The following is a 13081-nucleotide window of genomic DNA, read 5'->3' on the forward strand; positions in this document are numbered from 1 at the left end:
GCGAGATAGCTCACCGAAGCGATCCGGTCGCGCCTGGCCAGCAGCAGCACGAGCTGGTCGCTGCACAGGTTGAGCGACACGATCCGCCGCGGCGGCTCCGCCGCCCCAAGGCCTGGCACCAGCAAGAGCACCAGGAGGCTCAGGAGGGCAGGGCGGATCACGTCGTCCCGCCTCCCAGGCTGACGCGCATGCCGGCATAGAAGGCGATGCCCGGAGAGCTGTAGCTGAACACTTCCTCATATCGTTCGTCGAACAGGTTCTCGACCCGGCCATAGAGTTCGACCCGGTCGGTCAGCGCATAGGCGCTGAACAGGGCGACCAGCGTGTAGGAATCGAGGTCGACCGTGGTGCTGGGTGTGGCGCTGACGAACTCGTTGTCGACCTGGCGGCCATTATACTGGATCCCGATGCCGAGCTGGACGCGGTCGTTCAGGAAGCGCTGGCTCGCCTGGAGGCTGCCGACATGGCGCGGCCGGCGGACCTCCTGCCGGCCGTCCGGGTCCTCGGCATCGGTATAGGTATAGGCCGCGCGCAGGCTGGCGCCCGCCCATGGCTCCGCCGTCATCGCCAGCTCGATGCCCTGACGGCGGCTGCGGCCCTCCTGGTTGACCACCGTACTGAGGAAGGTGACCGGGTCGAACGCGGTGACGATCTCGTCCTCCAGGTCGGCGTGGAAGTAAGTGAGATCGGCCACCAGCCGTCCGTCGAGGAAAGGCTGCTCGATACCGATGTCGAAGCCAGTGGATTTCTCCGGCTTCAAGTCCGGATTGCCGACGAAGCTGTCGGGAAAGAAGCCGAACTGCTCGTAGAAGGTCGGGTTGGTGACCCCGGTGCCGAAGCTGCCGTGCAGCCGGGTCCCGACCGTCGGAACCAGGTAGGCTGCCGTCAGCCGCCAGGTGGTCGCGTCGTCGAACCCGCTGTTCCAGTCCTGGCGGACGGCACCGGACAGGAACAGCCGCTGCCACAGGCCCAGCCGGTATTCGCCGACCAAGCCGGTCTGCTCGCGATGCCGCTTCTGGTTCTCCGGCGCATCGGGCGCAGCGCCCATGTTCTCGAAGGTCTCGCGGGCGTGCTCGGCCAGCAGGATCAGGTCGTGGGTGGCGTCCACGAAGCCGGGCGTCTCGAAGCGGTAGCTGCTCTGATAGTCGAACCGGGTGCGCCGGCCGTCATTGCCCCCGGTCCGCTGGCCGTCGACATAGTAGCGATAGTCGATCTCGGTGAGGTTCGCGCCCAGCGTGTGGCGCCAGGCACCCTCCATGAGGTCCAGCGTCGCCTGGGCGCGCCCGGTGAACTGGCTGGTCCTGGTCTGCTCGTCGCCGTCGATCACAAGACCGTTCGTCGGCGTGGGCGGGAAGGCGAAGTCCTGCGGATCGGTGTCGGTGCGCGTGTCCGCGTGGCGGCCGGTGAGCGCGAGCTCGAGATTCTCTACCGGGCGATAGCGGAGATTGCCCTGGAGGGTGAGGTTGCCGGCACCGTCCTTCTCGTCGCCTTCGCGCGCGATGTTGAACCCCTCCGTGGTGAGCCCGGACAGGGCCAGCGCCCCGTCGATCCGGTCGCTGCCGCCGGCGATGCGGGCATTACCCAGGACCGTGGCGAACGAGCCGGTCTCGCCGGACAGGTTGGCTTGCCAGCCCTTCGTCCCCTTGCGCGTCACGATGTTGATGACGCCGCCGATCGCATCCGCACCCCAGAGCGCGCTCTGCGGGCCGCGCAGCACCTCGATCCGCTCGATGTCGCTGGCCAGCAGGGAGCCGAAGTCGAACTCGCCGCTGACCGGGTCGCCCGCCTCCACCCCGTCGATGATCACCACGGTCTGGTTGGCCTCGGCACCGCGGATCCGGACCTGGGTGGGCGTGCCGATCCCGCCGGACCGGCTCACCGCCACGCCCGGCACGTCGCGCAGGATGTCGGCCGCCAGCACGGTCTGGCGCTCCGCCAGCTCCTCGGCGGTGATGACGGTGACGCTGCTGCCGACCTGCTCGGCCGGCACGGCGATGCGGCTGGCACTCACCACCACGCCCGGCAGGGCGAGCGGTGCCTCCTCGGCCAGGGCCGGTGCCTGGCTCAGCAGCAGGACAAAGATTGACGCCGCGCCGGCCAGGCGCGCTGCATCGGATGCGATGACCATGATGCGTTCCCCTCGATCGGGACGAACCGAGGGCATGGGCGGCAGACCGGCGAAGCGGGCCACCCATGCCGATGGATGGCCGTCCGAGGGCGGCAGACCGGTGCGGGCGCTGCCCGCTGCGAGACTTACCTTGTCCATGTGCTGCACGGATTCCCGCCCTCGATACGACCAGCGCATCGCCGCGAACGGGTACCCGTCCCACACCCGCCACCCGCAGGCATGGATAAGCGATACTACCGTCGGCAGGTCTCCTGGCTCACGGGTCGTCGCTGACTTCCGGCCTTCCCGGTTGCCCAGTGGCCATCAAAGGGAGATCAGCTCGCCGCTCACAGTTACGGGGGTAGCCAGGGCTCGCGATTAGCCGCTGCTTCGGCCAATGCTCCCTGTTCCCTCTTGCCTCCCCTTTCGGGGAACCGTCGGCGGGCGAACGATAGGGAGAGGTGGAGGGTTCAGCAACATCGGAGAGCCACGAAGGGCGCGCTTAGCTCCCGTCGCCATCACGGCCATTCGACCAAGCCTGTCCCTGAGATCCATCATGCGGCGGAGGCGGTCGCCTTCTGCCCGCCTCGCCCTCTCAGTAGTCCACACAAAGCAATGCCGCTTATTCTCATTCGGCTCACAGTCGAGTAAAATGTCGTCAGTGACCGCAGCCTACAGAAGAATGCAAACTATCAATACTGGGACAACTCGGTGTTTTTAACCGTGGCTTTCCAGCAATTGTATCTAACTCGACAGGCTGCGGGCGATGTTCTTCAGCCGTCTGTAAGCAGGATCATAAATCACGATAGGATCTGCCTTCTGGCAAAGAGAAAGGACCTCCATCAGGTCACGTGGTATGGGGTGAACTTGTGGTCCGTGAGAAGAAGCCGGCTTAAGGATTGCATTTAGCAACTTGAGAAACGCCCATGGATATCGAGAAGGGATGTTCATTTGATGCTCTTCAGTGAGCATCCAACTGCGAATGTCGTAAATCTCGTAAGGTACAAGAACATCCACAACCAAATCCACAGCCTCGGAGAAGGCTTCTCGAGTTGCGCAGATCATCTGGACGAGATTCTGTGAGGTATGCTTGTCCCGGCAGTCTAGGTCCGGCGGCCAGATCGCTTGGAAGAATGGGGCAAACACCTCACGCCACCGCTGCGCGCGGTCGGTGGGTTCGTCTTCTGCGTCTTCCATCCAGCGCCAGAGCATCCAGGACGCGTGATGGCGAACCTCAGGAACCGTCGAGGCGAGCGCCGAGCGAACTTCGATTGGCTTGATGTCGAACGTTTGGCCGTTCGGCAAGAAGGATGAAATTGCTGGAATAAGAAGATTGTGTGCTAAACCCCGAGCCTCACTTCGCGATGTTGGGGCATCGGAAAACAGGGACAGCAGTGCCGGCTTGAGGGCGTTGAACAGTGATGCATGGCATGGAACCACGCCACGGAGGCGAGCCCCCCAAAGCGCATTAGCCTCGCCGTCTCCTGCAAAGAAGCGCGGCAAGAGCTGTTCCTCGATTGGTGCCGGCGCGATGTGGTGGATCCATGGCAGAACACGGGCGAGATAGACTCGAGCCAGTGTGCCGGCGCGACCATCGGCGTTAAGAACCCGCTGAAAGCGCTGAGCGAGCAGTGGGCCGAAGCCAGTATCAGGTGCTGGCTTCGCTTCACTCAGCATGTCACATAAAAGTTCCGCTAGCATTCCGCCTGGTTCGTTGATCGCATCATTGATGTCAATTAAGCCCGGTGAAGGTGCTTCTTCAGTATTTGAGTATACACAGTCAGCAACTTTGTCCCACAAAGAAATAGCTATATTGGATGGATTCATTCCGTGTTGGGAGAACTGTGAGCGACAGTTTCTTAGCCATCTGAGCACGGCGGCAGCAATCTGCTTTACCTGCTCTTCCGGCATCCGCAGCACCCAAGCGGCTAAAGTCTGCTGCAAATCTACACGAGTGACATTCCATGCCGTGCAGAGGAGTGCCGGCCAAGCTTCGATGTTCCAATCTCCAACGGCTGCGTTGACCGTGAGACTGCGGAGCGCCCGTTCCGGGTCTGCCTCACAGAAGAGCCGCCACACGTTCCCTTGCTCGAAGTGGTTCTCGGCCTGAAGGCGCATCGCGACACGCACTAGGTCAGCATCTTCGACGCCGTCGAGAGTCTTAAGATCGCCACGAGGCCCTTCGATTGAGCTGGTCCAGCTCCAGAAGTCATCCCTGTCGCCTGGTCCAGCTTGCCAAGCTGGATAGTTATCCTGCAGCGTGGCCAAGGTGCTCAAACTTTCGTCGGCAAGGGGCCCGCCCATACTCCGGATCCGCGCAAGCCGCTCAAAGATCGAATGGTCTCTCATCGACACCCATTCAGCCTCGTCTCCGAACGCATCGGGCTCGAACAGGCTACGCGGAACGCCCGCTCGAATTCGGACCTCGATGGCTTCACGCTCCTTCAAGTCAAATTCTCGCCAGCGCTCTACCATGAGCCGCATCACCTCGCGCCTGAGGCCGCGCATCCAGAAATCGTCATCATTTAGACCTCGCAGAGTGGTCGCGACTTCGGTGGGGGTGAAAGCAGATGGTTCTGTCAGAGTGTGCAAGTAGAGGCGGCGGATCAGGCAGAACCCGGATGCAGCCCAGATGGCTGCAAATCGCTTTGCCTCCGGAGCGGCTCTTAGTGCAAGCCGCTGCCAGAGATCCGCGGCCATTCGGATAATCGGCATAAAGCCGCCGCGGTGCTGATTCTGCGGATGATCGGCTATGGAAGGCACATCGAAACTGGCTCTATCCAGTCCCTCAAGAAAACCTGCATCATCGGCTTCCTCAAGAGCCTGCTCTAGGGTTCTCCAGATGGAGCGTAGCAGTGCAACCTCTTGGTTGTCCTGCGGCCACTCCTGCAGGACCTCTTGTACCCTCGGCGCGTGATCTGGAACCTCAAAGTCGATGTCTACCAAGCATCTGAGACGCAGTGAATCATCGTTCGAATCTGCTAAGCCGGGCCATTCATAAGGTCTACGGATCTTGAGCTGTGGCCGTAAGGCATGCGCGATGGCTTCGCGGGTCTCATAGCCAAAGTCACGGGCATCAATGCGCCTGCGGATGTCATACCATCTACTTCGCAGGCTATGGATATGAGCATGAGCCGCTCGCGCAATTAGACGCCATGCCTGCCGCTCGACACAAAGTGAACCTAGTTCGCGCTCAAGTGTCCGCTCGATGATGGCCCAGGTTCGTTCGTCCTTCAGTTGCGCTTCAGCACAGGCACGGATCATGTTCGCTTCACTGAGGCGACAGGCGATCCATGGGCCGGGTGAGGTTCCACCATCGGGAAACACACCTTGTGCTTTCAGCACCGGGATCCATTCTGGTGCCGGTGCAATCTCGGCTAGAATGCGTTCGGCATCATTGTGCCGGAGGAGCGACACGATCTGATCAAGGTCCTTGGTACTCGCTGTTGCCGGCATACCAGCTAAGAGTTCCGCAAGACGTCCTCTACGCCATGTCGTCGGATCTTCGGCGTAGGACCTCCATCTACGTAAAGTCTCGTAGAGGCGGGTGTGGCCGCCGTCATGGTCGAGCTCGTACAAGATTGGGTGGAGACCCTTAGCTCGCCATAACGCGGCTTGAACCTGCTCTGCACCTCGTTCAATGCCAGCGAATGCAAAGATCGCCTTCAAGTCAGGATAACGTTCGCGGTCCGCTTCCAGTGCCTCTAACAAGTACCGCATAGGCGGATCTTCTGCCTGGTAACCAACAATCACCAGGATGTGGGTACGTGCTAGGTCGTAGACGTAGCGCGAGGCCCATCCGCTTCGGAGGTAGGCATCACCAAATTCCGCGCTAGTAAGGATTAATTCGGTCTCTTCGAGGTCAAGGTCTTCGTCACGGAGACGTCCATGCAAATGAAGAACGCCACTGAAAGAGGCTGCCTTAGGGCGGGGCATCGCTTGGCAAGCATGGCTGCTCAGAGGCTGCCCGTTCACGTTGCGCCATGACTGCTCGAACAGAGTATCAAAGTTGGTCGTCAGTAGGCGAATTCTGCCTTCCTGATCGTGCGAGAGCTCCAGAAGGGCAAGATGATTGGATAGATCTGGGTTTGGTGGAGTAGTCAACGCATTTCGGACAGCCGTTCTGATACGGTCGCGCATGCCTTGAGAGGATCGAGTGTCGCCTGCTGCAAGACGCCGTTCGAGGCTGCGAATTACCCGATCATATTGCCCGTAGAGCAGCCCATCCTTCTCCATTCCAGCTGCTTCAGCCGGATGGCCGCGCCAATCTTCGCCCAGCTCGAGATAAACACGCTCGACCAAGCCACGGAATAGAGGCAAGCCAGCGCCTCTAGAAACGCCTGCTCCACATATAAAAAGTACATCGCCCCGCTCCTGGTCTGCAATCAAGCTTAGAGGCACGTCAGGGCCTTTATCAATGAATTGCAATGGAATTATCCTCATTCTGTCGGAGAAGATATGCGCATCTAAGGTGATAGTAGACTTATTCAGATAGATGCTAAACAATCACGACAAACTTCGCCGCCTCCCGCACCAGCCGCGCCACCCGCTGCCGCAGTTCCTGCATCTCCCTGGTGCGTCTGCCGGTGCGATAGCGGCCGTTCGCAGCACCCGTGGGAGCACCACTTCCTGGAGTTCCGCCATGCATGCGGCAGCGCTTCTTATGTCTGACTGCTGGCGCTCGGCACGCCAACCCGCTCCGCGTCTTCGCGCCGCAGCGGGGGCAATCCAGCATCGGCCAGCGTTGCATGGGGTTGATGTCCGATTCGTCCTTCACCCCCACCCCCAGTGGTTACGTTGCCGACGATCGCCTGGCCGCCGGCTTCCACCGTCACATGCTCGACCCGCACCGTTTGCTGGCCCTTGCCGCGGTGCTTGTTCAGCGTGTCGGTGAGCACTGCATAAGTCCGCAGCAGCTTGTTCGCGAGATTGAGCGCCGTCTGCCGTCCCTCGAAGGTCTGCCCCTCGATCGCCGCACGCCGGTAGCAGTCCATGGCTGCCTCGTGCGTCGCCACCATCTGGGCGATCAGCTGGCCCTCGATCGCGTCCTGCGGCGCCATCGCCCTCATCGTGGCCACGGCGGCATACTGCTTCCACTCCAGGATCTCCTTCGCGGGGTTGGTGCCGTAGTACATCCCCATGGTCACCTGGTTGAGCAGGTTGAACGTCGCCGCCCCGGAACTCAGCCCGGACACGTCTGGCCGGTCCTTCCAGTTCAGGACGTGGCGCTTCACGCTCGCCGCTTCGTCCATCGGTTGCGGATCCGAAGGCTGCGTGGCCTCCGGCTTCTTCCTCGCCATCGCGCTTCCTCAGTAGGGGATCTCGTCGTTCAGGTTGGCCATCGCGTCCTCATGCCGGCGCTGGGCCTCGAAGGCGGCCTTGTTCGCCCGCTGCTGGCGCCGCAGCTCGTTGGATGCTGGCGCGGACCGTGCCGGCCGCTCCTGCCGTTCCGAGGTACCAGCCTGACCGTTCTCCCGCCGCTCTGGCTCCGACAGGTAGAGGTTCCAGGTCGGGTTGCCGTGCTCGTCGTCGTCGCCGCGAAAGCCGATGACCCGGGCCTTGGCCAGCCAGCCGGTCAGGTAGACGTTGCCCTTGGCACTGGTGCGCTCGGTAAGCGTGGTCAGCAGCACCTTGGGTGCTTGGTAGGCGCTCATGGGCTTGTCTCCGCCGGCAGGACATTAGCCTGCACGAGCCAAGCATGGGCCTCCTCAGGCGGAACGTCCCAGGCGAAGGCGTATCCCTCCACGGCCGCGGCCTCGCTATACTGCTGGACAATCTCCTGCCAGAGGTGGCGATAGCTCTCGCCGTTTTCCGGATGGTTATTTGTCATAATCCGACTAGAGGGATGTGCGGCGGCAGTGGTCTGTCAGCATCCGGAGCATCTCCAGCTCATCGGCAGCGTTCCTCCTCGAGGATGTCGGTGACCGCATCGATGAACTGCATCATGCGGTCGAGCAGGGCAGGGCTGAGGCTGCGCAAGGGCGCGGTGATCACCGGCTGGCCGCCCACCAGGACGATGCCCCAGCCGCGGCGTCGCGCTTCGGCCAGGGCCGCGAGCGCATGAGCGCGCGCTGCCGGTCGGTCATGGCAGGAACTCCTGCTCTATCGCATCGAGCTCGCCGCGCAGCACGACCTCGCCAGGATCCAGCAACTCATCGCCGTGCAGAAGCAGGCCATGCAGCCGGTCGAGCAGATCCGGATCCGTCGGCCGCCTGCGGGTGTCGACCAGGATGCCGCTCGGCAGGGCCTCGACGCGCCAGCCCAGAGTGCGCGCCTGTTCGAAAACTGGAGGTGCGGTGGATGCTACCCTTGCTACCTCTGCTACCCGAGAAGCCGAAAAGAGGCCAAACCGGCCAGAAACACCGCCGGAAGGTAGCAAAGGTAGCGGGGTAGCAGGGGAGGGTCGCGGGGGCGCGTGCGCGCGCGCATGTGCGCGTCCGCGCGCGCGAGAGGTGGTGGTGGAGGAGAGAGAAGAAGAAAGACAGCTCTCTTCCTCTCTCTTCTGCGCCTCCCAGCACTCGGCCAGGCTCATGGCACGCCCCGCCACTCGGGGTTGACCATCAGCCGTTCTGCTCGGGCCTCTTTCACCACCCTGGCCAGCCCATGCTCGGTGAGCTTGGCGATCGCCGCATCCCGACGTTCCTTGGCCCGAACCCGTGAGGGCCCGAACTGCAGGATGCGCTTCATTGACGGTGCCTCGGGCTCTTCCATGGCCCACGACAGAAGCGCTTCCGCATCGGTTGCCACACCATCCCGGCCGATCATGCCGAACAGGCGCCTGGCTTCATGGAGATGCCATGCGGCGATCTCAACGCCGGCCTCCATCAGCTCCGGCCCGATCTCGCCGGCCGGCCCGTGCACCAGTACGTGCAACACCGCTGCGATCCGCGCCGCATGATCGCCCGCCTTGGCGCCGAAGTCGGTGAGATCGCCGAGCTCACCGCGGATGCCGAGCTCACACTCGACGTCGTCGAAGAAGGAGCGCCAGCGTTCGAACGCAGCTTGGCTCAAGGGCAACACCGGTGGCTTCAGCACCATCGGTAGATCCGCCTCCGGATCTACCGGCAGCGGCATCTCCAAGAGCTGCGTCAAGCGCTCGTCCCAGACGGCCAAGGCGGGGGTCTCGGTCGATCCCGGGCGATAGAGCCGGGTGCCCATGGTCGAGCGTGGCCAGGCGATCAGGAACCGCGCCAGGAAGCCATTCTCCCGGCTGACACCGTCACCGGCGGCCAGGAGCTTGCTCACCACCTGGGCCTGCATCATCAGGCTGGCAGTGAACCTGCGGCCGCGCAGCTCGACGCTCTCCCGGGTCGAACGCCGCCGGGTGAACGGGTTGCCGTCCCACAGTCGGTTCAGGAGCGAGAGGTAGCGGGTGATCGCCTCTTCGCTCATCCCATGGCCGCCGACCACGAGGCCACCTTCGTCGGACCATAGCGAGGAGGACGGCCACCCGTTGGCGAGATCGATCGATAGCGCCTCAGGGTTGGTGTCTTCCATGAACAGGACCGGTAGCGGATCCACGACCGGCATTGGCCCCATGCCCTGCAGCGCCGCCTCGAGCTCCTCCGTCTTGTCCCGCTCCTCCCGCTTGGCGGCGCCCACCGCCTTCTTGATTGCCGCGAGCAGGCCGTCCCGCTTGGCCGTCCAGATTGCCCGCCGATCCTTCTGCTGCTCGTGCTCTGCACGCTGGTTGGCTCGCCGGAGCTGCTGCCACTGCCGGATCGCACGGGCCATCCGCCGATCCGCCGTGGTCTTCCGCTCGCCACTCTCGGCGACCATGAGCAGGTTCAGCCCGATCGGGCCGACCAGGCTAGGCGTGCGCGCGACGTCAGCAAGGGCTTGGGTTGCCAGCGAGGCCGTCGCCAAAGCACTGCATGCCACCAGGGCCCCGGGCTGCTGGCCGTAAGCACACACGTCGGTGACGGCGTCCCGCATGATCCTCGGCAGGAGATGCAGCGGATACTCCAGAGGTCGCTCGTGATGGGCGAAGAGCGGCATCATCTCGGGCCAGGGTGCCTCGGCTGCCGCCTTCTCCGCTGGTGCTACGGCCCGTTCCTTCAGCTCGACGACATTAGCCACCACTATGCCACCTCGCGCGGATGAGCGGCGCCATAGGCCATGCCGCTGCGGATGGTGGGGAGCGCCTCCTTGGGGTGCAGTCCCATCTCGCGTGCCGTGAGCTCGAGGAGATCCGCCACCGCCTGACCATCCAGGAGGCCAGCGCCCACCAAGGATCCCAGCCGCACCGCGGACGCATGCAGCGCATGGTTGCGGCCGCCTTCCACCGTGCCGGCCAGCCGACGCAGCTCGTCGTCCAGGGCCGCGCGGGCATAACGGCCAGTGCGGTGGTCGATCCGGATCGGTGGTCCAGGTGGCGGGGGAGGGGGCGGCCGCAAAGCACCGGTCCACACCACCGGCAGAACGGCGACGCCGGTGTCCGGGTGGTGGATCCAGCACCGGCCGGGCGTTCTTCCCTCCAGCGGGAGGACAGCCAGCGCGGTGCCCGCACGGATCTCGATGCCGGGAGCGATGACCCGAGAGCGCAGGCCGCCTGGGTCCTGGAACAAGAGATGCCGCCCTCCGGATGGGGTGGTGCCTATGGCGGTCTGAGGCAGCGGCCCGAGGCGCTCCAGGAGTTCGGAGAAGGCGGTCTCGCCGGACGTGGCATGTGCACCGCCCGCCGTGCCCTCGATGTCCAGGCAGATGATCCCGGCACCGCCGAGATGGACCGCCAGCGCAGCTCGCGGCCATCGGTGCAGCCAGGCACGCTGCTCGTCCTCGTCCACGCTGGCTCGATCGGGCCAGGCCTTCAGAAGAGGCAGCTTGTCGGTCCCGACCGGCACGACAGGCCATTTGCGGCAGGCGCCGCAGAGCCTTGGGAGCGGATCGGTCATGTCATGCTCCCATCAGCTCGGGCCAGGCCCGAAACGCGGCGTCGATGTCCGAGGGCACCGCGAGCTTCTGAGCGGCGAGGCCCATGGCCAGAGCCTTGACGAGATCCGGGGAGGGCTCGGCGGCGAGAAGCGCCTGCACGCTCTCTGGGCGGATAACCGTGCCATCGCGGATGGCATCCACCACATCCTGGGCCCCACGCAGCCAGGCCAGGATATCCAGTGCGTGCGCTGGCTCGGCAGGCGTGATAGTAGACGTGCGGCATTGTTCCTGAGGGCCGGCTCCTGCAAGAGCTGGCCCTCCGCCGTTTCTAGGCAGAGGCATTGCATTGTTCCTTGCCGCGTCAGGCGGCCTTGGAGGTACGGGCGTCGAGCCAGGCGTTGAGGTCGGCGACGCGGTAGCCAATCCGTCGTTCGGACAGCTTCACGAAGCGTGGACCAGTGCCGGCCCAGCGCATCCGTCGCACGGTGACGATCGCCACCTTCAGGAGTTTCGCGGCCTCGATCTCGGTGACGACCGCCAGGGGATCAGTGTGCTCAGTCATCCTCGCCATTCCTCAAGTGCTCAGGCGAGTTCTTCTCTTATGCACCGTCCTTAGGTTTGTCTTGATGCGTAAATGGGGCGTTTGGCTTACGATTTCCGCCCTTGCTCCGCCGGACCTCGCCAGGCCTCTTTTTGGGCAGGTCTTCGAGCCAGTACCCGTTCAGGTATGCAGCCACCCGCATGTCAAAGCGGAGCCCTTCATCCGGTGCGATGCCTTCCGCACCCCTGCTGGGTAGCAGCACATCGTGCCGGTTCTCACCAAAAGAGGGAGCTCGACATTGATTCCAGCCGAGCAGTCGCGCCGCATCCTCAAGAAACGCCACACCTAAGCTATTATCCTTCGAGGCGTGCTTCTGGCATCCCCCTCGATCCGGCATCCAGCGCCGCCAAAGCGGCTCAATTGCCATATGTAACAGAACGCCTTGGATGCTGCCCCACTTCTTGCCACGGCCGCGACAGTACTTCGGCGGGTTTGCCTCTTGGTGGCGAGCCTCCCGCAAGCAGATATCCAGGGCGTCCCGCATATCGATGCGGAATGCCGGGATCCCGTCCTGGAGGTTCATTAAAGCCCAGTCCGGTTCTTCGAGGGTGGCTTGAAGATGGAGCTCTATCCTGCGGAAGGCCGCACGCCAGGCCGTAGGATTAGGGGCCGTCGAGAACCTGAGCCAGTAGGCTTCACACTGGGCAAGTGCCCGCTCCAATTCCGCGGCCCGTTCCGGGTGTGGCTCGTTGGAACCCGGGACCGGCTTCAGGTCGATCTTGTGGCGCGTGAGCAATCCCTCGATCGCGCCATGGTCGAATGTTCGTAGAGCGTGCACGGCATAGGGATGATGCTGCCATTCCTTCATGCCGGCCACGGCTCGCTTCTGCTTCCGTGCAGGGCTAGCGGTGGCATTCTTATGGGCAGGGGCAGCAATTTCCTCGGCCTTCGCCTTCAGCCTTCTCGGCCGTGGCGTCGGCTTCCCGGCGGTGGTATCTGCCATCTCGCTGATCCTTCAGCATGGCCGGACGGGCGTCTCTTCCAGGATGGGCCCGTCCGGCCGACATGCCCGGAAGCGCCGGGCCCGCTCTCCTACCGGCGCAGCGCCACCACGTTGGTAGTGGCCGCCTCGCCGGTCAAAAGCCTGTCGATCCAGCCAGCATATGCCTTCCACGCACGGGCCATCGGCTCGGCATAGGTGGCACGGTTATAGACGCTGGCGACGCCGGTGTTCCGCCGCTCCTGGTGATTGAGGCAGGCCTCGACCACGTGCGGCAGGATCTCGAGCTGTTCGGCGCAGACCGTGGCAAAGGTCCGGCGGAAGTCGTGCAGCGTCCAGGGCTTCAGGTGATCCTTCGCCGTCGGCTTGTCCCGCCCGTCGGCATGCGCGACCGCGGCGGCGATCCGGGCATCGAGGCGCCACTTGGCGCGGGTCCAACCCTGGTAGCCGCTTTCGCCTCTTCCTTTCCCGAATACCAGATCGCGCACATGCCTTGCGGTGCCTTCGCCCACTTGGCGCTTTGGCTGCTCTGCCAAGATGGCCTGAGCAAGCGGTGCCA

11 protein-coding genes, 1 pseudogene and 1 riboswitch are annotated in these 13081 nt (G+C 63.6%); all 12 genes and pseudogenes read right to left on the reverse strand.

Annotated features, from left to right (window positions below; genetic code table 11):
• Positions 1 to 157: 157 nt before the first annotated feature.
• Positions 158 to 2128 (reverse strand): TonB-dependent receptor plug domain-containing protein, encoded by a 1971-nt coding sequence (locus EQG76_RS26240; protein WP_159717781.1) that lies wholly within the window; start codon positions 2126 to 2128, stop codon positions 158 to 160.
• A gap of 224 nt (positions 2129 to 2352) precedes the next feature.
• Positions 2353 to 2561, reverse strand: a riboswitch (cobalamin riboswitch).
• Between the two features lie 290 nt (positions 2562 to 2851).
• On the reverse strand, positions 2852 to 6535 hold the full coding sequence (locus EQG76_RS26245) for an SIR2 family protein (protein ID WP_159717783.1): 3684 nt from the start codon (positions 6533 to 6535) through the stop codon (positions 2852 to 2854).
• 70 nt (positions 6536 to 6605) lie between these two features.
• The gene (locus EQG76_RS33720) at positions 6606 to 6857 is read right to left on the reverse strand and encodes an HGGxSTG domain-containing protein (RefSeq protein WP_321573512.1); all 252 of its coding nucleotides are present in this window, start codon (positions 6855 to 6857) and stop codon (positions 6606 to 6608) included.
• Entirely contained in the window at positions 6769 to 7407 is a 639-nt protein-coding gene (locus EQG76_RS26250) for a hypothetical protein (RefSeq protein ID WP_159717785.1), read from the reverse strand. Before EQG76_RS26250 ends, EQG76_RS33720 begins: the two co-directional genes overlap by 89 nt.
• Positions 7408 to 7416: 9 nt before the next feature.
• A complete protein-coding gene (locus EQG76_RS26255; protein WP_159717787.1) occupies positions 7417 to 7761 on the reverse strand; it encodes a hypothetical protein in 345 nt (114 codons plus the stop codon).
• A 428-nt stretch (positions 7762 to 8189) separates the two neighbouring features.
• Positions 8190 to 8639 (reverse strand): hypothetical protein, encoded by a 450-nt coding sequence (locus EQG76_RS26260; protein ID WP_159717789.1) that lies wholly within the window; start codon positions 8637 to 8639, stop codon positions 8190 to 8192.
• Positions 8636 to 10186 (reverse strand): YfjI family protein, encoded by a 1551-nt coding sequence (locus EQG76_RS26265; protein WP_159717791.1) that lies wholly within the window; start codon positions 10184 to 10186, stop codon positions 8636 to 8638. The genes EQG76_RS26260 and EQG76_RS26265 overlap by 4 nt, the downstream gene beginning before the upstream one ends.
• A 2-nt stretch (positions 10187 to 10188) precedes the next feature.
• Positions 10189 to 11001: a bifunctional DNA primase/polymerase gene (locus EQG76_RS26270; RefSeq protein ID WP_159717793.1), complete on the reverse strand. Its 813-nt coding sequence runs from the start codon at positions 10999 to 11001 to the stop codon at positions 10189 to 10191.
• A 1-nt stretch (position 11002) separates the two neighbouring features.
• Positions 11003 to 11182, reverse strand: coding sequence for a hypothetical protein (locus tag EQG76_RS26275; protein ID WP_159717795.1), 180 nt, complete (start codon positions 11180 to 11182; stop codon positions 11003 to 11005).
• A 160-nt stretch (positions 11183 to 11342) separates the two neighbouring features.
• Positions 11343 to 11543, reverse strand: coding sequence for a helix-turn-helix transcriptional regulator (locus EQG76_RS26280; RefSeq protein ID WP_159717797.1), 201 nt, complete (start codon positions 11541 to 11543; stop codon positions 11343 to 11345).
• Between the two features lie 37 nt (positions 11544 to 11580).
• Positions 11581 to 12525 carry a hypothetical protein gene (locus EQG76_RS26285; RefSeq protein ID WP_159717799.1) on the reverse strand — a complete coding sequence of 315 codons (945 nt, stop codon included), beginning with the start codon at positions 12523 to 12525 and terminating at the stop codon, positions 11581 to 11583.
• Between the two features lie 89 nt (positions 12526 to 12614).
• Positions 12615 to 13081, reverse strand: a pseudogene (locus tag EQG76_RS26290) (hypothetical protein); the annotation flags it as partial.

This window comes from Geminicoccus flavidas (assembly GCF_009806515.1).
GTDB lineage: Bacteria > Pseudomonadota > Alphaproteobacteria > Geminicoccales > Geminicoccaceae > Geminicoccus > Geminicoccus flavidus.

Excerpts from the sequence above, each read along its gene's own strand:
- EQG76_RS26240 (WP_159717781.1), bottom strand. The coding sequence starts at position 2,128 with ATGGTCATCGCATCCGATGCAGCGCGCCTGGCCGGCGCGGCGTCAATC.
- EQG76_RS33720 (WP_321573512.1), bottom strand. The coding sequence starts at position 6,857 with ATGCAACGCTGGCCGATGCTGGATTGCCCCCGCTGCGGCGCGAAGACG.
- EQG76_RS26250 (WP_159717785.1), bottom strand. The coding sequence starts at position 7,407 with ATGGCGAGGAAGAAGCCGGAGGCCACGCAGCCTTCGGATCCGCAACCG.
- EQG76_RS26255 (WP_159717787.1), bottom strand. The coding sequence starts at position 7,761 with ATGAGCGCCTACCAAGCACCCAAGGTGCTGCTGACCACGCTTACCGAG.
- EQG76_RS26260 (WP_159717789.1), bottom strand. The coding sequence starts at position 8,639 with ATGAGCCTGGCCGAGTGCTGGGAGGCGCAGAAGAGAGAGGAAGAGAGC.
- EQG76_RS26270 (WP_159717793.1), bottom strand. The coding sequence starts at position 11,001 with ATGACCGATCCGCTCCCAAGGCTCTGCGGCGCCTGCCGCAAATGGCCT.
- EQG76_RS26280 (WP_159717797.1), bottom strand. The coding sequence starts at position 11,543 with ATGACTGAGCACACTGATCCCCTGGCGGTCGTCACCGAGATCGAGGCC.
- EQG76_RS26285 (WP_159717799.1), bottom strand. The coding sequence starts at position 12,525 with ATGGCAGATACCACCGCCGGGAAGCCGACGCCACGGCCGAGAAGGCTG.